At 62.2% G+C, this 26,807-nt stretch carries 21 protein-coding genes; 11 read left to right on the forward strand and 10 right to left on the reverse strand.

Annotated elements, in window-relative coordinates; translation table 11 throughout:
- Positions 1 to 291: 291 nt before the first annotated feature.
- The 3 genes from NR193_RS07225 to NR193_RS07235 all read left to right on the forward strand — a co-directional run bounded on the left by NR193_RS07225 (position 292) and on the right by NR193_RS07235 (position 3,816).
- On the forward strand, positions 292 to 1,221 hold the full coding sequence (locus NR193_RS07225) for a sugar ABC transporter substrate-binding protein (RefSeq protein ID WP_256750180.1): 930 nt from the start codon (positions 292 to 294) through the stop codon (positions 1,219 to 1,221).
- A 67-nt stretch (positions 1,222 to 1,288) separates the two neighbouring features.
- Positions 1,289 to 2,806: a sugar ABC transporter ATP-binding protein gene (locus tag NR193_RS07230; protein ID WP_256750181.1), complete on the forward strand. Its 1,518-nt coding sequence runs from the start codon at positions 1,289 to 1,291 to the stop codon at positions 2,804 to 2,806.
- On the forward strand, positions 2,803 to 3,816 hold the full coding sequence (locus NR193_RS07235) for an ABC transporter permease (protein WP_256750182.1): 1,014 nt from the start codon (positions 2,803 to 2,805) through the stop codon (positions 3,814 to 3,816). The genes NR193_RS07230 and NR193_RS07235 overlap by 4 nt, the downstream gene beginning before the upstream one ends.
- A gap of 42 nt (positions 3,817 to 3,858) precedes the next feature.
- Here the strand turns inward: NR193_RS07235 and NR193_RS07240 are convergent, their stop codons facing one another.
- The 3 genes from NR193_RS07240 to NR193_RS07250 are packed head-to-tail and all read right to left on the reverse strand — an operon-like array spanning position 3,859 to position 7,337.
- Positions 3,859 to 4,587, reverse strand: a complete 729-nt coding sequence (locus NR193_RS07240) for an ABC transporter ATP-binding protein (RefSeq protein WP_256750183.1) — start codon at positions 4,585 to 4,587, stop codon at positions 3,859 to 3,861.
- Positions 4,584 to 6,428: a branched-chain amino acid ABC transporter ATP-binding protein/permease gene (locus NR193_RS07245; RefSeq protein WP_256750184.1), complete on the reverse strand. Its 1,845-nt coding sequence runs from the start codon at positions 6,426 to 6,428 to the stop codon at positions 4,584 to 4,586. Before NR193_RS07245 ends, NR193_RS07240 begins: the two co-directional genes overlap by 4 nt.
- A 9-nt stretch (positions 6,429 to 6,437) precedes the next feature.
- Positions 6,438 to 7,337 carry a branched-chain amino acid ABC transporter permease gene (locus NR193_RS07250; RefSeq protein ID WP_256750185.1) on the reverse strand — a complete coding sequence of 300 codons (900 nt, stop codon included), beginning with the start codon at positions 7,335 to 7,337 and terminating at the stop codon, positions 6,438 to 6,440.
- A gap of 582 nt (positions 7,338 to 7,919) precedes the next feature.
- Here NR193_RS07250 and NR193_RS07255 point away from each other — a divergent pair.
- A complete protein-coding gene (locus NR193_RS07255) occupies positions 7,920 to 9,086 on the forward strand; it encodes an ABC transporter substrate-binding protein (RefSeq protein WP_256750186.1) in 1,167 nt (388 codons plus the stop codon).
- Positions 9,087 to 9,170: 84 nt separating this feature from the next.
- Here the strand turns inward: NR193_RS07255 and NR193_RS07260 are convergent, their stop codons facing one another.
- Positions 9,171 to 10,043, reverse strand: coding sequence for an MBL fold metallo-hydrolase (locus tag NR193_RS07260; protein ID WP_256750187.1), 873 nt, complete (start codon positions 10,041 to 10,043; stop codon positions 9,171 to 9,173).
- 178 nt (positions 10,044 to 10,221) lie between these two features.
- Positions 10,222 to 11,148 (reverse strand): LysR substrate-binding domain-containing protein, encoded by a 927-nt coding sequence (locus NR193_RS07265; protein WP_256750188.1) that lies wholly within the window; start codon positions 11,146 to 11,148, stop codon positions 10,222 to 10,224.
- A 195-nt stretch (positions 11,149 to 11,343) separates the two neighbouring features.
- Here NR193_RS07265 and NR193_RS07270 point away from each other — a divergent pair, with 195 nt between their 5' ends.
- The 5 genes from NR193_RS07270 to NR193_RS07290 all read left to right on the forward strand — a co-directional run bounded on the left by NR193_RS07270 (position 11,344) and on the right by NR193_RS07290 (position 16,475).
- Entirely contained in the window at positions 11,344 to 12,258 is a 915-nt protein-coding gene (locus NR193_RS07270) for an NAD(P)-dependent oxidoreductase (protein WP_256750297.1), read from the forward strand.
- A 23-nt stretch (positions 12,259 to 12,281) separates the two neighbouring features.
- Complete coding sequence (locus NR193_RS07275; protein ID WP_256750189.1) at positions 12,282 to 13,703, forward strand: MmgE/PrpD family protein; 1,422 nt, start codon at positions 12,282 to 12,284, stop codon at positions 13,701 to 13,703.
- A gap of 26 nt (positions 13,704 to 13,729) precedes the next feature.
- The gene (locus tag NR193_RS07280) at positions 13,730 to 14,116 is read left to right on the forward strand and encodes a carboxymuconolactone decarboxylase family protein (protein WP_256750190.1); all 387 of its coding nucleotides are present in this window, start codon (positions 13,730 to 13,732) and stop codon (positions 14,114 to 14,116) included.
- Positions 14,117 to 14,157: 41 nt separating this feature from the next.
- Positions 14,158 to 15,636 (forward strand): aldehyde dehydrogenase, encoded by a 1,479-nt coding sequence (locus tag NR193_RS07285; protein ID WP_256750191.1) that lies wholly within the window; start codon positions 14,158 to 14,160, stop codon positions 15,634 to 15,636.
- 101 nt (positions 15,637 to 15,737) lie between these two features.
- Complete coding sequence (locus NR193_RS07290) at positions 15,738 to 16,475, forward strand: SDR family oxidoreductase (RefSeq protein WP_256750192.1); 738 nt, start codon at positions 15,738 to 15,740, stop codon at positions 16,473 to 16,475.
- A 120-nt stretch (positions 16,476 to 16,595) separates the two neighbouring features.
- On the opposite strand, the gene NR193_RS07295 is transcribed toward NR193_RS07290, so the two are convergent.
- Genes NR193_RS07295 through NR193_RS07315 form a run of 5 tightly spaced genes read right to left on the reverse strand, consistent with a single transcriptional unit; the run spans position 16,596 to position 23,358 of the window.
- On the reverse strand, positions 16,596 to 18,089 hold the full coding sequence (locus tag NR193_RS07295; protein ID WP_256750193.1) for a sugar ABC transporter ATP-binding protein: 1,494 nt from the start codon (positions 18,087 to 18,089) through the stop codon (positions 16,596 to 16,598).
- Positions 18,086 to 19,198, reverse strand: a complete 1,113-nt coding sequence (locus NR193_RS07300; protein WP_256750194.1) for a strictosidine synthase — start codon at positions 19,196 to 19,198, stop codon at positions 18,086 to 18,088. Before NR193_RS07300 ends, NR193_RS07295 begins: the two co-directional genes overlap by 4 nt.
- Positions 19,195 to 21,315: an SMP-30/gluconolactonase/LRE family protein gene (locus NR193_RS07305; RefSeq protein WP_256750195.1), complete on the reverse strand. Its 2,121-nt coding sequence runs from the start codon at positions 21,313 to 21,315 to the stop codon at positions 19,195 to 19,197. Before NR193_RS07305 ends, NR193_RS07300 begins: the two co-directional genes overlap by 4 nt.
- Before the next feature lie 27 nt (positions 21,316 to 21,342).
- Positions 21,343 to 22,347, reverse strand: coding sequence for a sugar ABC transporter substrate-binding protein (locus NR193_RS07310; protein ID WP_256750196.1), 1,005 nt, complete (start codon positions 22,345 to 22,347; stop codon positions 21,343 to 21,345).
- Positions 22,348 to 22,380: 33 nt separating this feature from the next.
- A complete protein-coding gene (locus NR193_RS07315) occupies positions 22,381 to 23,358 on the reverse strand; it encodes an ABC transporter permease (RefSeq protein ID WP_256750197.1) in 978 nt (325 codons plus the stop codon).
- Positions 23,359 to 24,080: 722 nt separating this feature from the next.
- Between NR193_RS07315 and NR193_RS07320 the strand changes: the two genes are divergently transcribed.
- Both NR193_RS07320 and NR193_RS07325 read left to right on the forward strand, forming a co-directional pair.
- The gene (locus NR193_RS07320) at positions 24,081 to 24,554 is read left to right on the forward strand and encodes a hypothetical protein (protein ID WP_256750198.1); all 474 of its coding nucleotides are present in this window, start codon (positions 24,081 to 24,083) and stop codon (positions 24,552 to 24,554) included.
- Positions 24,555 to 24,668: 114 nt separating this feature from the next.
- On the forward strand, positions 24,669 to 26,720 hold the full coding sequence (locus NR193_RS07325) for a sigma-54-dependent Fis family transcriptional regulator (protein WP_256750199.1): 2,052 nt from the start codon (positions 24,669 to 24,671) through the stop codon (positions 26,718 to 26,720).
- Positions 26,721 to 26,807: the final 87 nt, after the last annotated feature.

Consider the following 26,807-nt stretch of genomic DNA (forward strand, 5'->3'; position numbering starts at 1 on the left):
TCGTTTTTGAGCAAAAGATGGGTTTTCGGGCAATTTATGGCTATCCGGTTGCCGAACTTCCGAATGTAAACGTGATACCGCTATCAGATACGAGGGACCAAACCCTGAGCAAGACCGTAGAACCCGATCTGCTGGCGCTGCTCGACCTCTGGATAGGCTACCCGTTCGAGGCTCTTTGGCCGCTGGGCGGGTCTTTGGGATGCGAGGGCAAACGAATTCACTGAACCTCGTGCAAGGAAGGCGCCGGCCCCGTCGTGGGGACGGTCTGAAACGAAAGGGAGGAGTTTCCAAATGTACAAACTGCTGCTTGCCGCTTTGACGGCCAGCGCCATGATGGTTGCCACCGTCGCCGAGGCGAAAACGCTTGGCGTGGTTGCACTTCTGGCCAACGACGCCCTCAACATAGCCGTCATTGGCGGTGCGACCGAAGCCGCCAAGGCTGCCGGCTGGGATGTCAAGGTGACCGATACCCAGGCCAGCGCCGACCAGGCCAACGCGGCAATGAATTCTTTCGCCGCACAACACGTCGACGCGATCTTCGTGCTTGCCTTTGCCAGCAGTTCCATTGGCTCCGGTCTCGCCGCAGCGCGCGACGCAGGCATTCCCGTCGCCACCTGGGGCGGCGAGATCGTTCCCGGCATCGTGGTGACGACCAGCGGTCGCCAGGTCGGCGACGACTCGGTCAAGTTCTTGACCGACAAAGTTGGCGAGAAGGCCAACGTGCTGGCGATGACCTTCCACCCGGGAAAGCTCTGCATCGATCGTGGTATTGCCTTCGATGAGGGCGTGAAGGGCAAGTCCGACGTCAAGGTGGACTACAGCGAAGTGACGGCGCCGGGACAGGTCCAGTTTGGAAACGCGACCGCCGCGGCCTGGCTCACCGCACATCCCGCCGGCGGGGATAAGCCACTGGCCATCTGGGCCTGCTGGGACGAGCCGATGCAGGGAGCCGTGGCTGCGATGCGTCAGGCCGGTCGCACCGACGTCACCACCGTCTCGATCAACGGCAGCCCGCAAGCGCTGCAACTGGTCAAGGAAGGAGACCTGACGGCGACCGTCTGGCAGCCGGCCTTCCAGGAGGGCAAGGAAGTCTTCCAGGCGGTCCTCGACTCGATCAAGGCCGGCTCCTCCTGGCAGCCGAAGGATATCCAGATCCCAGGGATCGTCGTCACCAAGGACAACGTCGACAAATTCATGGCCGAACATCCCAATGGAATGTGAGACCAGTTTGAGGCGCCGGGCGGGGTGGCACTGCTAGATGCCGTCCACCGCGCCAGTCGGGCCCTGGATGCGTATCCGCGGCCTGACCAAATCCTTCGCTGGAGAACTCGCTCTCGACCACGCCGATCTCGACATCGAGCGAGGCAAGGTGCATGGCCTGGTCGGCGCCAACGGCGCCGGCAAGTCCACGCTGATACGCTGTCTGGCCGGGGTAACGGTGGCTGACGAGGGCAGCGTGACGATTGCCGGCGAAGATCTGCAAAAGGGGTCGCCGCGGGCTTCAGAGCAGGCCGGTCTCGCCTTCATCCACCAGGAATTGAACCTGATCCCGCATTTCAACGCGCTGCAGAACATATTGCTCGGCGCACCCAAGGTCACTCGTTTCGGCATGATCGACTGGCAGCGTTCCGGCGTCGCCGCCCGCGCCGCCGCCGAACGTGTCGGCATTCGCTTTCCACTCGAGACGAAGGTCTCCGAACTCTCGGTGGCTCAGCGCTGGCTCGTCATGATCAGCAAGGCGCTCGTGCGCGACGCCAGCATGATCGCGATGGATGAACCCACGGCGTCGCTCTCTGGTCCGGAGAGCGAGCAACTCTTCGCCATCATCCGCGATCTCTCCACCCAGGGCGTCGCCATCCTCTATGTCTCTCACCGGCTGGAAGAGGTGCTTCAGCTGTGCGACAGGATCACCGTGTTGCGTGACGGGCGGATCGTCGATGCCGCGGAGCGCGGAGCGCTCAACAAGAAGGGCCTGGTCAGAGCCATCATCGGCCATGACGTGCGCCCACCGGATGAGCGCGACCGCTTCGCGACCGACCGTAGCCAGCAGCCGATCTTCTCTGTCCGCGACATTGCCTGGAAGAGCGCTGTGAAGGGCGTGAGCTTCGATCTCTACCAAGGTGAAGTCCTTGCACTCGGCGGCCTTGTCGGGGCCGGACGGACCGAACTTGCCCATCTCATGGCCGGTGTGACGCGGCCGGATGCCGGCCATTTCGAGCTCGGCGGCAAACGGCTCGATATCGCCAACGAGGCTCAGGCGGTCCGCGCCGGTATAGCGCTGGTTCCAGAGGAACGCCGCTCTCAGGGGGTGATACTGCAGCAGTCGGTAGCCTTCAACATCAACATATCCACCTTGAAGAAGCTGCGTGCCATTCCAGGTCTCCCGTTTGTCTCCGACAAGAAGGCCCGCCGGCAGGCGGAGGGACTCGTGGCCCGGTTGGGGATCAAGACACCCAGCGTCGAGGCGAAGATCGGCGGCCTTTCAGGCGGCAACCAGCAAAAGGCGCTGATCGGCCGCTGGCTCAATGCCGGAACCAAGCTCCTCATTCTCGACGAGCCGTCGCGAGGGGTCGATGTGGGCGCGCGTGAGGAGATACACGATGCGATCCGCGCACTCGCCCGGTCAGGCGTCGGCATCCTTGCGATCTCATCGGACGTCGAGGAACTCACGCTTCTCGCCGACCGCGTCCTTGTCATGCGCGAAGGCCGCGTTACCGGCGAGCTGGCTGGCGCCGACGTCACCGAGGCCCGGATCATCGAACTCAGCTACCATGATAGCAACGACGAAGAAGGAGACATCGCATGATGGCCCAGGCCGGAACCGCGGCGAAGGACGCGGCATCGCTGCGAAAGTCCTCGTGGAAGCGGACCGCGTTGATCTGGCTCTCTCGCTACGGCACGATCGTCGGGCTCCTGCTGATGGTGATTTTTTTCTCGGCGAACGCACCGGGAATCTTCCTTTCCCGCGCCAACTTCCTCAATATCCTCAGCCAGGCGTCCCTGACCGCGATCATTGCCTCCGGGCTGACCTATACGCTCGTTGTGGGCGAGTTCGACCTGAGCATTGGCTATGTGGCGAGCTTTGTTGGCCTGATCGTTACCGGGCTGATGGCTTACCAGGGTTTTCCGATCTGGCTCAGCATTGTCTGTGCGCTGCTGCTCGGGGCCGCGATAGGCGCCTTCAACGGCGTGCTCGTGACGAAGGTGAGGATCAACGCGGTCATCTCGACACTGGGCGTCGGAACGATGCTGACGGGAATCGGCTTCACCTACAGTTCCTTCCCGATCGCGACCGGAATTCCTCGCGCCTTCACCGATATTGCCCTCGGTCGCCTCGTCTTCGGCCTTCCCAATCCGGTAATCATCATGGTGATCGTGCTGATTGCGCTTTGGGTCATCCTGAACAAGACCGACATCGGCCAGAAGATGCAGGCTGTCGGCGGCAATCTGGAGGCAGCGAGGCTCTCCGGCATCCGGGTGGACCGCATCAAGATCTTTGCCTTTGCCACTGCCGGCTTCTGCGCCGCATTGACCGGAACACTGCTGTCCTCGCTGCTTGGCAGCGGCACGTTGGCGGCGGCCGACGGCTATCTCCTCGACGCCTTCGCCGCCGTCTTCCTGGGCTCCGCCACGTTAAGGGAAGGCGAATTCCATATCTCCGGGACTTTGGTCGGCGTGCTCATCCTGGCTGTGGGATTTAACGGGCTCAGTATCTTCGGCGCGCCCACCCATTTCCAGCCAATCTTCAAGGGCGGGATACTCGTGCTCGCAGTGGGGATGTCCGCGCTTGCGCGGCGCTATGCCGCTTCGGCCTGACCGAAAGCCCGGCGGCGCGACTTTCCAGACTGCGCCCGGATTCTAGCCGAGATATTTGTTGAGTATCGACATGCCGCCGGAACGGACGATTTCCGGCGTCATTTCCTCGACGATCTCGCCGTGCGCCATGACATAGAGCCGGTCGCAGACCCGGGTCGCCACATCGATGCGCTGTTCGACGAGCAGCAGCGATGCGCCGCGCTTGCGCAACTCCAGCATCGCTTTGACCACGATGTCGACTGCGACAGGCGAAAGCGCGACGGAGGGTTCGTCGAGCAGCATGATCTCGGGATCGCTCATCAGCATGCGGCCGATGGCAACCATCTGCTGCTCTCCCCCGCTGAGGAATGACGACAGCCGATGACGATAGTTCCTGAGCACCGGGAAAAGATCGTAGACCGAGGTCAGCAGCCTCTCGACTCTGGTCCGGTCATGCCGCAAATGCAGCGCGCCCAACAGCAGATTGTCTTCCACCGACTGGTCGAGAAACAGGCGCCGTCCCTCCGGCGCAATGGCGGCGAGGCCGCGCGCTATGCGATGGGTTGGCAGACTGGATACGTCGGTCTCGCCGATGCGGATCAGGCCGCGCCGCTGTTTGACCAGGCCCATGATCGCGCGCAACACCGTGGTCTTGCCTGCGCCGTTAGGGCCAAGCAATGCGACGGCCTCACCCTTGCCAACCGACAGCCCGATGTCGCGCACGACGTCGAAGCGGCCGTAGCCTGCGCTCAGCGAGCTGATCTCAAGTACGGGGGACGATTGTTCGTTCATTCGCCGAGATAAACCTGTCTGACCACGGGGTCGGCACGCACCTCGTCGGCCGAACCGGTTAGGATCACTTCGCCGGCGTTGAGCACGGTGACGCGATCGCACAGCGGAAACAGAAAGCGCGTCTGATGCTCGATGATGATCATCGTGACGCCCTGGGTCTTGAGATTGGCAAGGATCGTTGCCAGATGCCTCACCTCCTTCGCGGACAGGCCAGTTGCCGGTTCATCGAGAACGATGACATCCGGCCCCGCCACACAGACCGACGCGAGTTGGGTGAGTTGCTCGATGCCATGCGGAACGTCTCCGACCTGCCGGGACGTCCATTCGCCTGCCCCGACAAGGGCAAGTGTTTCGGCGGAGCGTCGATGCATCGCCGCCAGATCGCGGCGCCCTGAGGCAAGCATCGGCCAGAGCGCGGCACGGCTCACAATGCGCGGCACCCGATCGAACAGGCCGACCATCACGTTCTGCGTCAGTGTCAGTTCCTTGACCAGTTGCGCGGCCTGGAAGGTTCGCCGAAGCCCGAGTTTCGAGCGGCTGCTCGCAGGCATGCCGTCGGCACGTGTCCCCTTGACCAGAACCTGGCCGGCATGAGGCGTTAGACGGCCTGAAATGACGTTGGCGAGCGTGCTCTTTCCGGAGCCGTTCGGACCTATGAGGCCGTGGATGTGGCCGCGCTGGACCGCGAGATCGACATTGCGCAGTACCTTTGGTCCGAGCCCGTAGCCGAATTCGATGCCGCGACATTCGACGATGATGTCGGACCCTGCGCTTGGGACCGCTGCGGGGGGGACGATTGCCGCAGCGGACGTTTCGTTGACGGCAACGATATCGGTCGCCGCAGCGAAACTTCCAGTGAGGGGCGCCAAAACGCGCTTGGCGATTCCGACGACGCCGTCCGGCAAAAGAGTGATGGCGAGGATGGAGAGTGCTCCATACACAATCTCCTGTAGCCATGGATTGATGTTGACGACGTTGGGGAACATCGAGACGAACATCGCGCCGATTACAGGGCCGATGGTGGTGTTGATGCCGCCTATAAGCACCATCACCAGCACGTTGAGCGACACCGACCAGTCGAACTGGCCCGGAGATACGACGCCAAGGAAAGAAAACAGCCAACCCGCTCCTCCGGCCATCGCGGCCGAGACGCCGAAGACGCCGACCTTGATCGCGGCTGTCCGCACGCCTGCGGCCTCTGCAAACGGCTCGGCATCGCGGATCGAGAGGAGGATCGGATAGAATGGCGAATGCCTGACGTTCCAGACCAGCGCGAGACTGAGGAAAAGCCCGGCCATGGTGCACCAGACCAGCGGCGTGCCGAGCCATTGCAAGCCGTCCGGAAAGTCCGGAAAGGCGGGGCCAAGCAAGCCCTGGAGGCCGCCTGTGACATTGACCATGTCGGTCGCGAGGACAGTCAGCACCAGCGTGAAGATGAAGGTGGTGATGGCGAAGTAAAGGCCGCTGACGCGCAAGGACATGGCGCCCACCGCCACGCCGACGAGGCCGGTCGCGACAAGAACGAAGACAAGCAGTCCGAAGACATTCCAGCCATAGTCATTGGCGAGGATTGTCGTCACATAGGCGCCGATCCCGAAAAAGCCGCCTTGGCCAAGGGAATACAGCCCTAGCATGCCGGCGACGAGGTCGAGGCTGATAGCGAGGATACCGAAGACGGCGGCCACCAGCACGAGGTTCTGAAGGCCGAGATCGGATTGTGCCACATAGCCCGTCGCCGCCAGGTAAGCGAGAACGACGACAAGAAACGCCACCGCGCGCCAGCCGCCGGCTCGCGACCCCGGGATGGCTGCCGATGCCTGGTGATCGGTCGTGGACTTCATACCCCGACCTCAGCGGCTCGCCGCGGCCGGGCGGCGCGGGCGGAAGAGCGGATTGCTGGCGCTGAACAATCCCTTGGGCGAGACGATCAGGATGACGACGAGCACGATGAAGGGAAACCAATCCGAAGCCTGCGAGTTGATGAGCCCGTTTGCGCCTTCGGCACAGACGCCCAGCACCAGACCGCCGAACATGGCGGCGATCGGCCGTTCCGTGCCGCCGCCAATCATCATGGCGATGAAGCCGTAGGTGCCGAACGTGTCGCCCAGATAGGGGTTGGCAAAGGTCGTCGGCCCGATAAGCAATCCGGCAACGCCGGCAAAAGCGGCCGAGACCGCGAAAGCGACGATGGCGACCACGGTGGTGTTGGCGCCGATAGCGGATGCCATTTCTGGATCAGCCGCCGTCGCCATACCGAGCTTGCCGAACAGCGTGTGGCGTCGCACGATTTCGAAGCCAGCCGCAAGAATGGTGGCAGTGACGATCGAGAGAAGCTGCTGGCCTGTGAGTACGGCACTGCCGATCGGCACGCTGATATTGTTCAGGATTGGTGGGAAGGCCTGCGAAGTCGGGCCCCATATGTAGGCGGCCGCGTTCTCGACGATCACCGCGAAACCCAGCGTTGATACCAGCCAACCGAAGCTGAAACGGTTTGACAGCAGGATTGGCCGCACGGCGATCAGGTAGGACAGAATGCCGATCACACATGACGAGGCCAAGCCGGCAGCCGCGGCCAGCCAGACAGAATAGCCGGACGATACCAACTCGGCGGTGATCATCACCGTCACCATCATCAGCTGTCCCTGAGCGAAATTGATGATGCGGGTGACATAGAACGAAATCGCCAATGCCATACCGATGAGACCGTATATCGATCCTATGGCAATGCCACTCAGCAGGAACTGCAGCACTGTTGGCTTCCCCCATCATCCGGCCGTCGCCGGGTATTTTTTGCGGCTTCAACAGCTCCGCGGAATCCGGTCGAACCTAGCATGTTCGCGGGAACTGTTTGGCCGGGCTTTCCTGTCGCAACATCCGGATTTGGCACGTTGCGCCAATACCGAACACCTAGTCGAAAAAGCCCGTGGGGAAATAGCTTATGCGGGTGACATAACAGCTATGAGGAACGCGACGAACGGCGCTCTGGCTTAACCCGTGGCGCCAGCCACAAACCCATCGGCACCGCGAGGCGAGCTCTCTAAAACCCGGCCGGACTGGAATAAAAATTCCTTTTATATCAATAGTTTAATCGATAGGCAGAGATGTTGCGACGGAACGTCTGCGCTTGCGATGGCGTCCGCAAATCCACTTCGTGACCGCATTTGAGAGAGCTGTTGGGCATGCCCTCGGGGGGCTGACCTCGCGTTGACAAGAAGGGGGTCGTGGGTGGCAAATTCAGAACGAAGACACGCGCGTCCCAGTGAGGCGCAGGGCTGAAAAAGCAGCGATCGGATTGTCGAAGATAAGCCCCCGATCGCAGGGAGGGAACGAATATGAGAAAGCTCGCGACGACGTCCACCTTGCTGCTGGCGGCAACGGCCTTGTGCGGTGCGACCATCCAGACGAATGCTGCCGACGACTATCTTGTCGGCCTGATTGCCGGCACAACTGGTGCCTATGGATCGACAGGTGTTGCCACCGTCAACGGCTCGCAGATGGCGGTCGATGAAGTCAATGCCGCCGGAGGTGTCGACGGCCACATGCTCAAGCTCGACGCGCACAACGACAACGCGTCGGCGACACTGTCCGGTCAGCTCTACCAAAAGCTGATGTCGGCCGGCGCCATCGTCATCGCGGGTTCGCCCGATACGGGTCCGGTGACCGCGCAGCTTGCCGAGCGCCACAAGTTCCCGACCATCGGCGTCGTCGACGACGGCGGCCTTACCGTCAACCCGAACGGACCGACGAGCCCGCCCAATCCGTGGGTGTTCGACTTCGGGCTCAACACCTTTGCCTGGGGAGAGAAGATCGGCGAGCATGCCCTGAAACATTGCCCCGACGGGCTTGCCGTGCTGCACGATCCATCGACCTACGGACAGGGCGGGCTTTTCGGCATACAGCTGGCCTATGACAAGGCTGGCAAGAAGATCGCGATGGATCACACCATCACCGAGAACTGGTCGACAGGCGCCACCGCCGGCCTGATGCCCGAGGTCAACGCCATCAAGGCGGCCGGCATCAAATGCGTGGATGTGTGGCTGACCCCGCAGGACCAGGCCGCCTTCATGCAGGACCTTCACTCGATAGGCTATGAAGCGATCGTCTACGGCAATGACGAGACGAATGCCGACGACACCTTTTCAAGCCTGGCGGGCGACCTGTCGGACGGCATGATCACGGCGATGCTGACCACCGAGCTTCATCCCAGCCCGGAACTCCTGGCTTTCCGCGACGCCTACAAGAAGAAGTTCAGCGTCGATGCCACGCCGTTCTCGGCAGGCGCCTATGACAGCATCAAAATGCTGGCGCAGGTGATCAAGGACGTGAAGTCGACGAAGCCGGAAGACTTGCAGAAAGGCTTCAACGCCGTGAAGGACTTCAAAGGCATGACGGGCAACATCGGCTTCTCGGAGACGAGCCACATCACCATCACCGCGGCTCAGGTCACGCTCGTCAAGCACGACGCCAAAAGCAAGACCTGGGTCGAAGTCACCGACTGATCGTTCTGTCGCCCCTCCCAAGCGCGTACAGAAGAGGGCCGGCCCCATTGGGGCCGGCCCTCGGCATTTTCAAAAATCGCCGGTCTAGAGTTCGACCCGCCAGGTCTCCGGGACAAGTCGGAAGCCGTCGCCAGCTTTCACGATATGGGCAAAGCCCGGCAGATGCAGGTGGCCGCCGGTTACGAGCAGCCGTTCGCTCGCTACATGGTTGAAAATCTTGCGACGGTTGGCCGCCGCGAGCGCCTCGTCGACATCGAACTCGCTGGTGATCTGCGGTCGAGGAATTTGGAGCTCCGGAACATGCACTGTGTCGCCCCACATAACGAGTGTCTCGCCGGCAGAATCGAGCTGATAGCCGCTATGGCCCGGCGTGTGGCCGGGAAGCGGCAACTGGGTGATGCCCGGTATGACTTCGCCTCCCTCCGTGGGGCGGAAGCGACCGTGATGGCTTGAAAGCAGGGCGTCGGCGGAACCCGTGTAGGGTACCGCCGCAGCCGAGCGGCCGCGTCGTTCGGGATCGGACCAGAAGTCGAAGTCATCCTTGTGGACGATGATATCGGCGCGCGGGAAGAGCGGCTTGCCGGATTCGTCCATCAGTCCGCTCGAGTGATCAGGGTGGATATGTGTCAGGAGAACAGTGTCGAAATCCGAGGGATCGAAGCCCGCAGCGGACAAGTTGCGCGGCAGTTGCCCCATCGAATACACCGTCGTCGACCCGCCGCCGGCGTCGACGAGGATCGTGTTGCTGCCGGTCTCGATGACAAATGCATTGACCGTAAGACGGGGTCCGCCTTCGTGGAAGTGCTCCCGCATCAATCCTTCCATATCGCCACGCTCGGTCCCGCGCAGAATGGCCAGCGGGATATCGAGAAAGCCATCGTTGATCACGGTCACCATCGCGTCGCCCACTCTTCGTCGGTAGACGCCCGGAGTCTGCTTTCTTGGCTCTTCGGTCATGGTTGTACTCCTCCAGCAGGCAAGGTGCGCACGCGGATCCTCCTCGCGCTCGCGCTTTGCCACAATGTGACGCTCAGCCACGACCAAGTGAAGCGAACTCACTGTTCGCGTTCGGGATAACAGATATATCGGTTCCGGCATGAAGAGCGACCGATGACCAGGAGACGGTTGGCCGCGCTTACGCTTTCGGCTCCCAGATTCCCATTTTGCGCAGAGCGCGCACCTCGTCCCTTATCATGGTCGTCAGTGCCCGGATAACGGTGGTGGTAGGCCGCTGACTGGATGTTGCGAGCAACAACTCCCTTTCTATCGACGGATTCTGGATGCGCCAGTAGCTGATCCTGCCTTCCGCAACCAGATTGTGGCAGCTCGAATAGGACAGGATCGTATAGCCCATTCCTGCCTCCACGAGGCGCAGCGTCGAAGGCATCGCCTCGACCTCGACCTCGATCTTGGGCTCGATGCCGACCGAGCCGAAGATTTGGTCCAGCAGCACCCGCAGTCCATGCGGTCGGGCTGGAAGGATCATCGGTATCTTCGAGACGACGGCAGCATCGACCGGCGACGAACCGAGCTTGCAGGGATCGTCCTTGGCGCCGAGCAGGAACAATTCGTCGCGCAGGATAGGCTCCGCAAGAAGGTTGTTCATGCGCGGCGCATTGTAAAGCACCGCCACGTCGATCTTTCCCATGACAAGCCATTCGAGAAGATGGCCGCTAAATCCCTCGACCACCCGCATGCTTACCTGCGGGAACTGCTCGCGAAAGTGCTGGACGAGCGGTGCGGTCAGGACAACTCCCACGGATGGAGGCATGCCAAGCACGATCGCACCGCGCGGGTTCGATCGCAGCGCTCCGAGTTCGCTCGCCGCGCGCGAGGACTGCTCGAGGATTGCTGTCGCATAGCTCTGCAGAAGCTTGCCCGCCTCCGTCAGGACAATTCCACGACCGTTGCGGTAAAGAAGCGCGATCCCGACGCTCTCCTCCAGCGACTTGATTTGCCTGCTGAGAACCGGCTGGCTGACCGACAGGGCAACGGCGGCCCGCGAAAAGCTGCCGAATTCCGCCACTGCCGTGAACAGTTGTAGCTGCCTTAGATCGAACATGGACTTTGCCTCGTCGCACAACGCGGAAGAGCGATTTCCGTTGGGATGCAACGAAGGCAAGAGTTTGGGACACATCGAAGCCGTTGACAAGCGTTTGGCTGGCCCTTGGCAAAGCTGTTATGCGCGCGGCGAGCATTATCCCGTGGGCAGGAATTGGCCTAGTCTGGGCCGATCCGAAAACTGCCCAAATCCAATATCGATTCGAGAGGAAAAGTCGTGCAGCGTCAAACGCTTGGGTTCATCGGCCTCGGCCGCATGGGTGCGCCGATGGTACGCCGACTGACCGAGGCCGGCCACCATGTGGTCGTCTATGACACGCGGCCGGACGCTGCGCGGGAGCTGCCTGCGGAACACACGACATTTGCTGTATCTCCCAAGGCGGTCGCGGATGAAGCCAGCATCGTATTCTGCAGCCTGCCGACGCCCCCCATCGTCAAGGAAGTGGTTTTGGGTGCGGACGGAATCGCGGCCGGCTCTAGGGTCAAAACCGTGGTCGACGTGTCCACCACCGGACCGACCATGGCCAAGATCATCGCGCAGTCTCTGGCGAGCAAGAGCATTGCATGGGTGGACGCACCGATATCGGGTGGGATCGCAGGCGCGCGCAACGGCACGCTGGCCGTGATGATCTCCTGCCCCAAGCAGACTTATGAGGAAATCGAGCCTGTCCTGGCCAATTTTGGCCGCAGGTTTTATTGCGGAGAAGCGCCAGGAAGCGCGCAGGTCGCCAAGCTCGGAAACAACATGATCGCCGCGGGCGTCATTCTGCTGTCGGCCGAGGCTCTCGCAATGGGCGTCAAGGCTGGCTTGGATCCCCGGGTCATGTGCGACATCATCAATGCTTCGAGCGGGCGAAACAGTGCGACGCAGGACAAGTTCCCTCGTGCCGTATTGCCGGGAACCTTCGATTTCGGTTTCTCCACGGCCCTGTCGTACAAGGACGTACGCATGTGTGTAGATGAAAGCGAGAATTTGGGTGTGCCCATGATCGGCGGCTCTGTTGTCCGGCAGATGCTCGCGGCTACCAATGCGCGCTTCGGGCCGGATTCGGATTTCACTTCGATGGTTCGCATCATCGAGGAATGGGCCGGCGTGGAGATACGCGCCTAGAGCCCACCTTGTGGAGAGCAGCTATGACGACGCGCTCGATGGAATTGGCAGTTGCGTTGACGAACCTTGCCCCGCCGGTTTTTAGTCCGGCAGCCATCGGCAAGGCCAAGCTGTGCCTGCTCGATTTCCTCGGCTGTGCGTTCGAGGCTTCCAAGCTGGAGCCCAGCCGGCAGGCGGTCTGCGCGGTGTGGGCAGCACCTGGCGGCCACATGATTGGCGAAAGCGCGACGGCGACACCAGCAGATGCCGCCTTTGTGAATGCCGTGAAGGGCCACGGCCTCGTCAGGGAAGACATGCACGCCGCATCGGTTTGCCACCATGGCGTGGTCGTCTGGCCGCTGCTGCTGGCTTTGGCGGAGACGGACACGGTTTGCGGCATAGACCTGCTCCGGTCGGCGGTGGTCGCCTATGAGGTCGGCGGACGCCTTGGAAGAATGCTGATCGATCCGACGCTGTCATCACTTTTCCGGCCGACAGGACTGGTCGCCCCCATCGGATCGGCATGCGGCGGCGCTTGGATGCTGAAGCTTGACCCACAGCAGATAGAAGCGGCGATTGCTCTCGCTGCGAACACCGCCTCCGGGCTGAACCAGTGGCCGCAAAGCGGTGGCTCCGACATGTTCTTCCATCCAGGCTTTGCCGTCCGGAACGCCTGGATGGCCGTCCGGCTGGCCGAATCCGGAGCCTTCGGCAGCCCTGACATACTTGAAGGCCGGTCGGGGTATTTTGCCGCGCTCGCACGACGGCCGATGCCTGGCCGGATCGAACTCTTCCCCAACGGAGAGGCGGACATTTTCAACGTCTATCACAAGGCGGCGCCAGCCTGCAATTTTGCCCAGACGGCCTGCCAGACCGCACTGAAGCTCGTCGAGATGATCGGCTCCGATGCCGCACCGGTCGAGCGCATCCGCATCAGCGTACCCGCCGCCGCCGCCGCATATCCAGGATGCGATCGGACAGGACCGTTCGACAGAGCCCTCCAGGCGAAGATGAGTATTCCGTTCGGTGTGGGAGCCGTGTTTGCAAACGGCCGGCTGTCCGAGGACATCTACAGCGACCTCGCCGATCCCGAAACGCTGCGCCTGATCAGTGTGAGCGAACTGGTTGCCAGCCCGGATCTGACAGCGCTGTTCCCTGGCCAGCAGGGTGCGGCCATCGACGTGACTCTCGGCGACGGCCGCCAGCTTTCCATGGGCCTGCCCGACGTCGTGCCCGCCACCGAGGCGCAGGTGCGCGAGCGCTTCCGCCTGGCGGCGGCGAATATCCTCGGCGCTGCCGAGGCCGAGGCCATCGAGGAATTTGTCGACAGGCTGGACACCAAGAAAGATGCCGGTCGGCTGCTGTCGCTCTGCGCGGCTAAGCGAGCGGCCAAAAGACAAGCAACGCGATCGCCGGCACAAGGGGCTGGCAATCACACGCGTCTGTCGTCAAGGCAGAGTTCATAAACATTCCCAAACAGGAGCAGGTTCACATGTCCAAGGAAGTCTTCGAACGCGGCTTGGCGATCCGCAAGGAAGTGCTGGGTAAGGAGTTCGTCGAAAAGTCGTTTGCCGCGGCGGACGACTTCAACCGTCCCATGCAGGAACTCGTGACAGAGTATTGCTGGGGTGCGGTCTGGGGTCGCGAAGAGTTGCCACGCAAGACGCGCTCGATGCTGAACCTCGCCATGCTCACTTGCCTCAACAGGCCCCACGAGCTCAAGATGCATATCAAGGGCGCGCTGCGCAACGGTGTCACCCGCGACGAGGTTCGCGAAGTCTTCTTGCAGGCGGCGATCTATGCGGGTGTGCCTGCGGGGGTGGATTCGTTCCGCATCGCGCGTGAGGCCTTCGCAGAATTTGATGCTGACAAGGCTTGACCAACGTCTTCTTGGCCATTGGAGCAGCAGGCGGGATCAACATGAAAAAATATCAGATGCTGATCGGCGGCCAGTGGGTGGATGCGCTGGACGATCGGACGTTTGACACCGAAAATCCCTTTACCGGCACGGCCTGGGCTCAAATCCCCCGCGCCAGTGCGAGGGACGTCGACCGTGCGGTCGTGGCCGCCGCGCAGGCCTTCAACGCGCCGTCATGGTCGGCGTTGAGCGCAAGCGCCCGCGGTGCCTTGATCCGGCGTTTCGCCGATCTTCTCACCATCAATGCCGACCGCCTGGCCGACATCGAAACCCGCGACAATGGCAAGCTGATCGCAGAGATGCGCGGCCAGCTCAGATACATGCCGCAATGGTACTATTATTTCGCCGGACTGGCCGACAAGGTCGAGGGACGCGTCATCCCGATCGACAAGCCCGGCGTGTTCAACTTTACCCGCGAGGAGCCGCTGGGCGTGGTGGCCGCCATCACCCCGTGGAATTCGCCGCTGATGCTGGCGACGTGGAAATTGGCCCCGGCGCTGGCGGCCGGCAACACCATCGTCTGGAAACCCTCCGAGTTCTCCTCGGCTTCGGCGCTCGAGTTCGGAGCGCTTTTCGAGGAGGCTGGCTTCCCGCCGGGAGTCGTCAACATCGTCACCGGCTTCGGCAACGAGATCGGCGAGCACCTGGTGTCTCACCCGGGTGTCGACAAGATTGCGTTCACGGGCGGCGATCGCACCGGCCAGAGCGTCTACCAGATCGCGGCGCGCTCGATAAAACCTGTCACCCTGGAACTCGGCGGAAAATCCGCCAACATCGTCTTCGAGGACGCGGTTCTGGACGATGCCGTCAAGGGCGTTGTCTCAGGCATTTTCGCCGCCAGCGGCCAGACCTGCATCGCGGGGTCGCGGGCGCTCGTTCATCGCTCGATCTATCCGGCTTTCGTCGACGCGCTGGTTGCCTTCGCCAGGACTGCCCGGATCGGCGATCCCTCGCGCGACGATACGCAGGTCGGGCCGATCACGACGCGGCCGCAACTCGCCAAGATCCTTGAATATATCGAGATCGCCAATGCGGAAGGCGCCAAGCTGGCGCTCGGCGGCAAGCGGGCCACCGATCCGGCCTGCGGCGAAGGCTGGTTCGTCGAGCCAACGATCTTCACCGATGTCGGTCCCAAGATGCGCATCGCGCAGGAGGAGGTTTTCGGTCCTGTCCTGGCCATCATCCCCTTCGAAAGCGACGAGGAGGCGATCGAGATCGCCAACGGCACGATCTATGGGCTGGCCGCAGGCGTGTGGACGCAAAGCATAACGCGTGCTTTGACCATGTCGCAGAAACTCAAGGCGGGCACGGTGTGGATCAACACCTACCGGGCGGTGAGCTACATGTCGCCGTTCGGCGGTTTCAAGCGTTCCGGCATCGGCCGCGAGAGCGGCCTGTCCGCGATTCGGGAATATCTGCAGGAAAAGAGCGTCTGGATCGACATCAGTGGCAGCGTGCCCAACCCGTTCGTGCAGCGCTGAAGCCCCGACCATGAACGACGATCGCCACGACACCCTGTTGATCGACCAAAGTGTGATCGTCTGGCGCTGCGTGGGATGATGGCTGGGCTGGAGCGGGTGACATGACGGATCGCCAAAGGATCGCATTCGTCACTGGTGCCGCGAGTGGCATCGGACGCGCGGTTTGCCAGAGCCTGCATGGCAAGGGCTACCGCATCGTGCTGGCAGATCGCGAGGAAGGCCACCTAGCCACCCTGGCTGGCGAGTTTGGCGCCGATGTCTTTCCGCTCCACCTGGACATCACCGACGGCGCTGCCGTTGCCAAATGCCTTGGCCGGCTGCCGCTCGAATTCCGCGACATCGACATACTGGTGAACAATGCCGGTCATGACATCGGCGGGCGTACCCGCTTCGATATCGGGTCGGCGGACGACTGGTCGGCGATCATCGAGACCAACCTGATCGGGCTCATGCGCGTGACGCGGGCGATCCTGCCTGGAATGATCGAACGCGGAGTTGGCGACATCGTCAACATGAGCTCCATCAGCGCGATCCGTATAGTGCCGGACCAGGCGCCATATTCTGCCAGCAAGGCGGGCGTGCACATGCTGAGCGATATCATTCGCGCCGAACTGGCGGAGACACCGATACGCGTGATCGAGATCCTGCCGGGGCTTACCCGCACGAACATCGTCGCCTCGCGCCATCGCGGCGACGAGGAGGCGGCTCGACAATACTTTGAGCGTTTCGGCATGGCGCTCGACCCCGAAGACATCGCCCGATGCGTCTTATTCGCGTTGGATCAGCCGCCTCACGTCCAGATCGCGCAGATGTTCGTCCTGCCCACGAACAGGGGATAGCAACCGGGAACCGGCGCATCAATGTCGCGTTGGGCGATCTCGTTTTCCCGATCAGTCCTTGTCGAAGCCAATGGCTGGCCGCGCGTGCGCGGCCGGCCACTTCGGCAAGCTACGACGCTCTCAGTGGACCGCCGCATACATGATCCGGCTTTCGGTTGCCTCGGCGACGTCCATCTCCTCGACGATCCGTCCCTGCCTCGCCACCAGGATGCGGTCTGAAAGCGTCATGATCTCGGGCAGGTAGGACGAAATGACGACGACGGCCATGCCGCTGTCGGCAAGCTCGTTGATGAAGTTGTGAATCTCCACGATCGTTCCGACATCGACGCCACGTGTCGGTTCGTCGAGGATGACCAGCTTGGGTTTCTGGACCAGCGCCTTGGCCAGAACCACCTTCTGCTGGTTGCCGCCGGAAAGTTCGATGACGCGGGCGTCGGCGTCGATCGCCTTGACCCCGAGCCGCTTCGTCCATTCGACGGCCAGCTCCCGGCCCTGCCGGGGGGCTACCGGCGTGAGCGGATTGTTGCCGTTGGCGAGGTGTCCAAGCTGGATGTTGCCGGCGATCGTCATGGTTTCGAAGAAACCTTCGATCTTGCGATCCTCGGTGACATAGACGATGCCGTCACGCACCGCCGGCCGCGGCGTTCGGTAGCGGACGGGCCGGTCTTCGAAGCGCACCGTGCCGCCGTGGAAGTAATCGCGCTTCAGCACTCCGGCGACGATCTTCATCGTTTCCGTGCGCCCCGCGCCGACAAGGCCGAACAGGCCCGTCACCTGGCCGGCGAACACGGAGAACGACGTGTTGCGTACCGTATTGCCCATCGACAGATTTTCGACGCTGAGAATCTTTCTGCCCATCGGGCGCGCCACGCGCGCCTGGCCGGAATAGAGTTCGCCGGAAAGGCTACGGCCGACCATCGCCTGCACGATCCGGTCACGATCGAACTTGCTCGTTTCGTCGGTCACGACCACTTTGGCGTCGCGCATCACCGTGATGCGGTCCGACAGATGCAGTGCCTCCTCGAGAGCATGGCTGATGAAGATGATCGCGATCCCCTCCTCCTTCAGGCGGCGGGCCAGGTTGAAGAAGTGGAACTTCTCTTCGGGGGTCAGCGTGGCGGTCGGCTCGTCGAAGATGATGAGCCGCGCATTGTGGTGGACGGCGCGCGCGATCTCGACCAATTGCTTCTTTCCGGCCCCCAGGAAGGAGACCTGGGCGGTGGGATCGACGTAAAAGTTGAGCGACAGCAGGTAGCGCTGCGCCTGGATGTTCAATCCGCGCAGCCGGTTGAACAGCTTTTCGTCGCCCAGGTAGATATTCTGGGCCACCGACATGGATGGCACCAGATTGGTCTCCTGGAAGACCATCGCTATCCCGCGGTTCAGCGCGTCGGATGGGGAATTCAGTGTTGCCGGCTGGCCATCCAGCAGCATTTCGCCGGAGCTCGGCTGGTAAACGCCGGCGAGCACTTTCATCAGCGTCGATTTTCCCGCGCCGTTCTCACCCAAAATGGCGTGTATCTCGCCGGGACGGATTTCGAAATCCACGTTCGAGATCGCCAGGACGCCCCGGAAGTCCTTGGAAACGCCGCGCAATTGGACGAGGGGTGTCATGCTATGTGCCCCGCCAGTTCATGGATCGCCACGATCTTTCCCGACCCCTTTGCCGCAACGAGAAGCCGGCCACCGGCTTCGCACATGGAGGTCACGCCGTGCACGTCGCCATCGGCGCGGCTTTGATAGTTTCGCACCATGGCCATGTCCCTGTCGCAGCGCACGACGAGGCCTATCGACCAGGTTGGCGACCAGGGCTTCAGCATGTTGAGCTTCTTGCGCGCGCCGCCTTGTATGGGCTCGAGGAAGCTTCTCCCGGTAGCCAGCGAGGGCGCGATCCAATAGTCCGGGTCGATCGTTTCGATCATGCGCCTGCGATACTCGTCCTCCTTCAGGACGAATTCGACAAGTGGATTGCGCGGCGCGAACATGGCCAGCCAGAAGCCGCCTTCCGATGCCGGTACGATGCGCCCCGGATAGGCGGGGAGCGAGCCGAGGGCGATCTGTTGGCGCGAGCCGTCGATGCCCATCGAGATCACACGGTGGCGCCAGGCCTCCGAGACGAAGAGCCGGTCCTTCGATACGATAATCCCGGACGGAAACGCGAGCCCCGAAGCGATCGAAACGGCAGTGCGCGTGCCAATGTCGATACGCCAGATCGACCCCGCCGCCGTCTTGGTCATCAGATCGCGCTTCCAACCGTGCGCTGGATTGCGGTCGGATCCCACCGCGACGAGCAAGGTGGAGCTGTCGGCAAAAGCCATCGCCGTGACACACTGCGCATCGAGCGCGTCGAGCCTGATCAGTTCCGAGGATGCGCCGTCCGGGCTCTCGATGCGGATACCCTCGCCTTCGACGGCGACAGCCAGCAGGTCCGCGCTCGCCGCCATGCTGGTCACGGGTTTACCCATGCCTCTCGCCCGGCTGATGGAAAGCCCCTGCCCTTCAGAGCCAGCCGTCGGCGCCAGCGTGTGGATCTCATGAGCGACCGAGCAGAGGATCTGTTGCCCGCAGAGCACAAGATTGTCGACGTCGGCGAGATCCAGCAGCACCGGAGCCGCGTCGAGCTTCGCATTCGGCCGCAGCGGGCCGTCCATCGGCGGCACGGTACTGCCTGTCAGATCGAAGCCACGGAAGTTCGCCCAGGCGCGCTTGATGGCACCGATCATGGGCGCGGCCCCCAATAAGCATCCTGCGCGCACCAGTCAGGGTCGGCGTCGGGCAGCTTGTAGCGGCCGATCCGGTTGTTCGAAACGCCGCCCAGATACAGCCATCCCTTGTGCTCGCGCATCGAGGTGATCATCGGATGGTTGCGGCCTCCGAGATCCCACAGATTGTCGAGGATTTCTCCCTTTTCATTGAACTTCACCACGCAGCCGGTGTTGATGTTCGGATAGAGCCATTGATCGGGCGCAACACGTCGGGCCATGCGCTTGCGGAACCCGGGCATGCGCATCGCAAGATCGAGAGCTGGCCCGCGCATGCCGAGCAGCGCCAGCCAGTAATTGCCGTCCGAGGACCGGTTGATGTTGTCGGGATAGCCGGGCAGGCTGGAGATGACACTTTCGGTCTTGCCCTTCTTGGGTCCGTCGAACCAATACCTGCTGATGGAACAGGTCCAGCTCTCCGCGAACATGAAAGACTGTCCGTCGGGACACATGGTGACGCCGTTCGCGAAGACCAATTTCGGAATTTCGGTGTGCGTCTTGCCCGTCTTCGGATCGTAGCAGATCATGCGTCCGCTCGGACGGCTTTCCAGCGCGTCGGTCGCCCAGTCCTCCTGCTCGTAACGGATCGTCGCCTCGCTGAAATAGATGCGGCCGTCAGGCGCGACATCCACGTCATCGGCCAGGCGAAGCCGCGAATCGTCCACGACCGACGTCCAGCTCCTGTTCGTCTCGTCGGTGAGCTTGGTAACGGTCCTGTCGGGCGCAACCTGGAACAGACCCATGCCGCCGATGCAGACGAGCAGGTTTCCGCCGCGGTCGAACGCCATGCCGAGCGGATGGCCGCCTATATGCGCGAACACCTCGGAGCGTTTGTGGTCGGGACCGAAGAAACGGACAATATCGCCATGCCTGGTACCGCAATAGAGATTGTCGTCGCGATCGAGGATGACGTCTTCGGGGCCCTCGATTTGTCCGAGCCCGATGATCTCCACGGAGCGCAAGCGGTCGTTCAGCACATAGGGCGAGCCGGGTGCGTCGACCTTCGGAGCCGGCGGCAGGGAAAGATAGGCGGGCGAGACATAGACCTTGGCGAGAATGCGGTGGCGGTGCTTCTGCCAGCGCATATCGACGAACACGGCAGTGAGCAGGATCACTCCCAGGATGGTCGAGGTGATCGGGCCGCTGATGCCGAGGTTGATCAGGCCGTTGGTGAGCATCAGCACCAGCAGGCTGCCGATGATCGCCTTCGCCACCGAGCCTCGGCCGCCGCCGATCGCCGTGCCGCCGAGGACGGCAGCGGTGAGCGCCTGCACCTCGAGCCCGACGCCGGTGTCGGACCCCGTGCTGCCCAGCCGCGCGGCGAACAGGAAGCCGGCCAGCGCGCACATCGTGCTGGAGGCGACATAGGTGAGGAACACCATGAAGCGCACGTCGATGCCGGCGTTGAAGGCCGAGCGCCGAGCCCCGCCGACGGCGGTGAGCCGCCAGCCGGGACGCATCCGTGATAGGACGAGGTGCCAGGAAAGGGCGATAACCAGTGTGATCACCAGCGAGGTCGGAACGCCGAGCACCGTGCCTTCGCCGATGAACAGCCAGAGGTCGGACATCGAGAAGCCCGACATCATCGAGGTGGACATCTTCACGAAGACGATTTCATAGATCGAGCGGAAGATGATCAGGCTGACCAGGGTGGTGAGGAAGGCGCGCAGGCGCAGGTAGCCGACCAGAACGCCGTTGATGGCGCCGCAACACATGCCCAAGACCAGGATACCGGCCAGGACGGCTGGTATCGGCAATGCGTAGACGTTTACCCCTATCAGCGAGAACAAGACCGCCAAAGAGAAGACGGAAGCGACCGAAAGGTCGATGCCGCCTGAAATCATCACGACTGTCAGGGCAAGCACCACGAGCCCGAATTCCGCGAACTGCCGGGCGAGGTCGGAAAGGCTCGACAGGGAGAGAAAGTCGGGAATGATCGAGCCCAGCACCACGATCGTGAGCACGAGGGCGGAAAAAGGGATCGCATTGTCGATCCAGCGCTTCGACAGAATCTCCCCGACCAGGTGATCGGGGAGATAGCGCGAACGCAGATAGGCAAATGTGTCGCTGCTGGCCATGATGATCTTTGATATTCCTCGGTTGGCCTACTTCAGCTGGTCGAGCTGCCAGCAGGTACGCGGACCGATATTGTCCTTCGTCAGCAGCGTCAGCGGCGTGTAGTAGGCGGTCTTGCTCTCTCCGGCCTTCGCCGGCGACAGCAGCGACTGCACGATCTGCTGGTTGATCGCATTGCCCTGGAGTGGCACATCGTAACTGATGATCAGGTCGAGCAGGCCCTTGCTGATGTTGTCGCAACCGATCTGGTTGCCGCCGCCGGAGGTGACGACATAGACGTCGTCGGCCTTCCCGGCCGCCTGGATCGCGGCGCCCGCGCCCACGTCCTGGTTGTCCCAGTTTCCGACGACTCCACAAAGGTCGGGATGCTGCTGCAACACCGTCTCCATGATCGCGCGGGCCTTCGCGGGATCGTACTGAGCGGCCTGTTCCGACACGATCTTGATCGACGGATCCTTGGCGAAGGTTTGCTTGTAGGCATAAAGTTCATAAAGGTCGGAGGCTGCTGTCGGCTGGCCACGGATAATGGCGATCTTGCCGGATTTGCCTGACCCCGCCCCGCACTGCTTCACCAGCGCGTCTGCCTCGATGTAGCCGACCCGGGACCAGTCGGCGCCGACATAGGCGTCGGTCGGAACGACGGATTCGAGATTGAGCTGGATCACTTTGATGCCGGCGTCCATGGCGCGCTTCAGCAAGCGGGCGTAGGACTGCACATCGGGATTGTGCGCTATGATGAGGTCGGGCTTTTCGGCGATCAGAGCGGTCAGCGCTCGCGTACCCGCATCCGTGCTCCAGTTCGGATCGCGAATTTCGAGCGTATAGCCGAGATCGGCCGCCTGCTTGCGCATGATCGCGGCCCACCCCTCGGTAAGATCGAAACCCATCGCCAGGGGGATGAAGACGACGCGCTTTCCCTTCAGCCCGTCGTAGAATGGATTGCGTGACGGGTTATCCAACCCGTCATCGGCATGCGTGGTGCCCACAAGCCCGAGGGCCATCAGGCCTGCGGCCAGAATAGTGCGAATTTTCATGGTTTCCTCCCGTTGAATCGCAAAAGATGTCGTTCAGATGTCCCCCTGGCTCTGTTGCGAGGTCTGCTCGTCCCTGGGGTTGATGAAACTGTCCACCATGATCGCGAGCAGAAGGATCAGGCTCTTGATCAGGTTTTGCGTGGTGTAGGTGATGTCGAGGATGGTCATGCCGTTCAGCAGCACGCCGACCAGCAGCGTTCCCACCAGCACGTTGCGCACACCGCCGCGTCCGCCGCTCAAACTGATCCCGCCCAGCACCACGACGAGCAGAACATCGTAGATCATGGTGGAGTTGTAGACGCGGGTGCTCATGCCGGACACGGCCGCCGCCATGACAACGCCGGCAAGGCAGGCGATCACCGAACTCACAACATACTGCACCACGATCAGTGGTCGCAGCGGCAAACCGGTGATGCGGGCCGCCAGCGGATTGTCTCCGGCCGCATAGATGAACCGGCCGAAGCGTGTGCGTAAAAGCAGCAGGGCAATTAGCGCGGCAAGCACGGCGAAGGCGGCGATCGGCATCGGCAGCCCGAACAACAAACCGCGTCCGAGAAAATCAAACCAGGCGACGCCGGCCGGGGTGTTCTGCACGTCGATCTGAAACAGGAAGGCGCGCCCGGATCCGTAGATCACCAGCCCCATGGCCAGGGTCGTGAAGATCGCCGGGATGTCCGCATAGGCAATTAGGATGCCGCTTGCCAAGCCAATGGCGACAGCGAGCAGGAAGCCATATGCCAGGGCGGTTTCGAACGGCGTGCCGGCCTGCGCCATGGACAAGACCCACGACAGGGAGACCACCATCGTGGCCACCATTGCAAGGTCTATCCCCCGGCCGATGACCACCAGTCCCATGCCGAGCCCGAGGATGCCGAGGATCGAGACGCTGCGCACGAGCGCGATGAGGTTGCCGGCGGTCAGGAAATTGTTGAGCGTGAGCGCGAAGACCGCGAACATCGCAGCGGCCAGCGCGAACACCACGCCCTCTTGCGACAATCGCATCTTCCCCATCTCGGACCTCCCAGACCGGCCGATGTCGATCCGTGGATGCGAACCTGCGCGATCGGCATCGAGCTGGAACGAACATCCCTTTTTTGGAGAAGCCGAGACAGACCTGTCCATGGAATATCAGTTATGTTGGCTAGCGGCTCTACCGCGAGGGAAGGCCGGTCGGCCCGAGGGACAAGCTCGCGTTCGCACGCAAATGTCGGCCCACGTTCAAAGCTTGATGTTGAGCGCGCAATCAACGCATTTGCGGAATCGGACAGATCGACATCCGAGGTGGCTCAATCCTCTGGGGCGTGGTCGTCGCCTTTCTCTACGCACCGCAACGCGGTATTCACTTTGCTCGGGTTGTTCGCGCTTTCGACGGTACCGGTCGGGCAATTCATCTCGCGACGCCGCGCAATCGAGACCTGGATCTGATCGAGGCATGGCGGCAGCGCCTTTGAGGTGGACCGCGTGAGGATCGCGGTTGCGATCTCCTGCCGTCCATGAACTCGATCGCGATCGCGGGCTAAAGGACGTCAAAGCAAGGCAGTCTGACCCTCGGGCCTTGCCCAAACGTCCGAGTGCCGGAAATCCGTGTAGCAGCCACCTACTACCAGCGATGTGAATTTTGGCGCTATCTAGTGGGGAATGGCGAACCTCACAGAGGTGGTGTAGGGTTCGCCACAAAAGAACAACAAACGAGCCGTAACCCTCGGCACAGCCGAGCGAATCTGGGAGGATTCATGGTCGAGATCATCTCCAAGCGGGATGGCCCGCGGCGCGAGGACATGCAGGTCAAAAGGCTGATCGAGCAGAACCGATCGACCATCGTCCAGCTTGCCGACCAGATCAGCGGCGGCGGCTATTCGGCTTCCAGGAAGCCACGCCAGCAACCGAAGGCTGAGGGACTGATCATCCATGTCGGCGGCAGCGCGGCGACCGCCACCGAAGCGAGCCCGTCCATCCGCGTCACCATGAACGGTCGTGTGATCTCCAAGGATCAGAACACCGGCCGCCAGCTTCATCATATCGGCGACGTCCGCAACCGGGGTGGAGAACAGATCTTCGTCCTGGCGACGAAGCAGAATGGCTTTTTCTCACCGGTCGACGAAACCATCGCGCAGGCGCTTGCCGAGCTGGATGGGTCCCGGCTGACCGCGGCTTATGCCGAGGAGCAGCTTGCAGCCGACATCGGTGCGAAACTCGGCATCGACTGACAGCCGGCATTCGGGCGTCGTTCGCGCACGTCCAATCCGCGACAGCATACAGAAATGGCATACCTCAAAAGGTACTGTGATGACTGAATGAAACACGCGAGCGGCTCTAATCCGATGAAAAACGATGCTCTTCCGACGCGTGCGTCGATGGCCACCGGACAGTTGGTTTTAGACAGGATCGACTATGATGAGCGCGCTACCATGCGTGCCTGGGAGAGTTTTCTTTCCGACGAGCCGACATCCGCTCGCGATCCGGTCCACGTCCGCTCCCTCATCCACGATTCCTGGTATCGCAGCGCCACCGGCGGCATCAACGCTCAAGGGATTGAAGCGCCGCTAAGCAGCGACCGTGACGAGATCGAATATCTGACCCGCGCCAACGCCGAGCTGCTTTCGGCGGCGCGACGATCATTTGCGTCCCTTGGCCAGTTGCTGGAAGGAACGGGAGCGATGCTGGTGCTCGCCGACAGTGACGGCGTGCTGATCGATGCCATCGGCGACAAGAAGACCTTGCATGACGGCATGGACATTCATCTGGGCATCGGGGGCAAATGGAACGAGGACGCCGTCGGAACCAACGGCATTGGCACCGCGCTGTGGACCGGCGAGCCGATTTTCGTCCACGCTGCCGAACATTTCTGCGCCGGCATCAAATCCTGGACCTGCGCCGGCGCGCCGATCCGCGATCCTCTGGACGGCAAGATCATCGGCGTCGTCGACCTGTCGGGCTACTCGCCGATCTTCCGGCCGCACAACACGGCGCTCGTCGCCGCCACCGCCAGGCAGATCGAAAAGGCGCTGGCCGAACAGCAGCAAGAGCAGCGAACGCGCCTGCTCGAAGCCTTCATATCCTCGGCACCCAGCTACCGCCAGAAGGACGGGTTGGTGATCGTCGATCATCGCGGCCGCGCGATCTTCTGCAACAACGTGCCCAACGGCGACACCACCGAGATGATGGACGGCCCGATGGAGCCGGGACGCGGTCGTTGGCTGATGAACCTGCCGGCCTCCGGCTCCGAGACCGATCTCGCCAACGCGCTGCCGGCGCATATGCGATCCTGCCACGTCACGCCGCTGAAACTCGATGGCGACCTTCGTGGCGCGGCTCTGGTATTTCCCTCGGTGCCGGCCGTCTCCAGCATGACGGTGATACATCGAGAGGGGAACAAACACCTGCGGACAGCCGCGGCAATGATCATCGGCGACAGCGAAAAATTGCTGGCTGCCGTCGATGTCGCCTCCCGGGTGGCCGGGTCGAACGGTGTCACCTCGTTGCTGATAGAAGGCGAAACGGGCGTCGGGAAGGAGCTGTTCGCACGACTTGTCCATGCCGGCAGCCGGCGCACCGAAAACGACCCGTTCATCGCCATGAATTGTGGCGCGATCACCAAGGACCTGTTCGGCAGCGAATTGTTCGGCCATGTCGCCGGCGCCTTTACCGGAGCTTCGCGTGACGGCAAGCCGGGCATCTTCGAGCTTGCCAATGGGGGCGTGCTCAGCCTTGACGAAATCGGCGAGTTGCCGCTCGAAATCCAGCCCTTCCTGTTGCGTGTGCTGGAGGAGCGCGTGGTCCACCGCATCGGTGACTCGAGAGGCCGCCCTGTGGACGTGCGGCTGGTCGCCTCGACCAATCGCGACCTCAAGCAGGAAGTCGCGGCAGGGCGCTTCCGCAGCGATCTCTACTACCGCATCGGCGCGGTCTCGATTCATGTCCCGGCCCTGCGCGATCGTGGCGACGACGTGCTGTTGCTGATCGAGCATTTCAACCGGCAGATCGCGAAGCTGGCAGGCAATGATCCGCTGGAGTTTTCAAACGACGCGCTCGATGCGCTGCTTGCCTATCGCTGGCCGGGAAATGTGCGCGAACTCAAGAACCTGGTAGAGCGCCTGCACATACTGGCGCGCAGCGGCACGATCGAGCTGCAGGACCTTCCCGGAGAAATCAGTGCGGGCAATCGCGACACCATGGCCATGCATGGCGACCATCCCACAGCCATGCTCGAAGCGCCGGTGTGCTCGTTCGAGGATGCCGAACGCCAGGCGATCAAGAATGCGCTTGTCGCCGAGGGCGGCAATCTCAGCAAGGTTGCGCTAAGGCTCGGCATTTCACGGCCGACGCTCTATCGCAAGCTCGGCCAATACGGCATCCGGCGCGGTTTCCTCTAGATTCGCCCACCGGCACAAGAACCCGCGGCATTCGCGCCGCGGGTTGGGGAAAATTCGTTGACCGAATTGCCGTCAGGCAGCGGTCGC

The organism is Mesorhizobium sp. Mes31 (assembly GCF_024519675.1).
GTDB lineage: Bacteria > Pseudomonadota > Alphaproteobacteria > Rhizobiales > Rhizobiaceae > Mesorhizobium.

Coding starts and splice junctions, on each gene's coding strand:
- NR193_RS07225 (WP_256750180.1), top strand. CDS start 292: ATGTACAAACTGCTGCTTGCCGCTTTGACGGCCAGCGCCATGATGGTT.
- NR193_RS07230 (WP_256750181.1), top strand. CDS start 1,289: ATGCGTATCCGCGGCCTGACCAAATCCTTCGCTGGAGAACTCGCTCTC.
- NR193_RS07235 (WP_256750182.1), top strand. CDS start 2,803: ATGATGGCCCAGGCCGGAACCGCGGCGAAGGACGCGGCATCGCTGCGA.
- NR193_RS07240 (WP_256750183.1), bottom strand. CDS start 4,587: ATGAACGAACAATCGTCCCCCGTACTTGAGATCAGCTCGCTGAGCGCA.
- NR193_RS07245 (WP_256750184.1), bottom strand. CDS start 6,428: ATGAAGTCCACGACCGATCACCAGGCATCGGCAGCCATCCCGGGGTCG.
- NR193_RS07255 (WP_256750186.1), top strand. CDS start 7,920: ATGAGAAAGCTCGCGACGACGTCCACCTTGCTGCTGGCGGCAACGGCC.
- NR193_RS07260 (WP_256750187.1), bottom strand. CDS start 10,043: ATGACCGAAGAGCCAAGAAAGCAGACTCCGGGCGTCTACCGACGAAGA.
- NR193_RS07265 (WP_256750188.1), bottom strand. CDS start 11,148: ATGTTCGATCTAAGGCAGCTACAACTGTTCACGGCAGTGGCGGAATTC.
- NR193_RS07275 (WP_256750189.1), top strand. CDS start 12,282: ATGACGACGCGCTCGATGGAATTGGCAGTTGCGTTGACGAACCTTGCC.
- NR193_RS07280 (WP_256750190.1), top strand. CDS start 13,730: ATGTCCAAGGAAGTCTTCGAACGCGGCTTGGCGATCCGCAAGGAAGTG.
- NR193_RS07285 (WP_256750191.1), top strand. CDS start 14,158: ATGAAAAAATATCAGATGCTGATCGGCGGCCAGTGGGTGGATGCGCTG.
- NR193_RS07290 (WP_256750192.1), top strand. CDS start 15,738: ATGACGGATCGCCAAAGGATCGCATTCGTCACTGGTGCCGCGAGTGGC.
- NR193_RS07295 (WP_256750193.1), bottom strand. CDS start 18,089: ATGACACCCCTCGTCCAATTGCGCGGCGTTTCCAAGGACTTCCGGGGC.
- NR193_RS07300 (WP_256750194.1), bottom strand. CDS start 19,198: ATGATCGGTGCCATCAAGCGCGCCTGGGCGAACTTCCGTGGCTTCGAT.
- NR193_RS07305 (WP_256750195.1), bottom strand. CDS start 21,315: ATGGCCAGCAGCGACACATTTGCCTATCTGCGTTCGCGCTATCTCCCC.
- NR193_RS07310 (WP_256750196.1), bottom strand. CDS start 22,347: ATGAAAATTCGCACTATTCTGGCCGCAGGCCTGATGGCCCTCGGGCTT.
- NR193_RS07315 (WP_256750197.1), bottom strand. CDS start 23,358: ATGGGGAAGATGCGATTGTCGCAAGAGGGCGTGGTGTTCGCGCTGGCC.
- NR193_RS07320 (WP_256750198.1), top strand. CDS start 24,081: ATGGTCGAGATCATCTCCAAGCGGGATGGCCCGCGGCGCGAGGACATG.
- NR193_RS07325 (WP_256750199.1), top strand. CDS start 24,669: ATGAAAAACGATGCTCTTCCGACGCGTGCGTCGATGGCCACCGGACAG.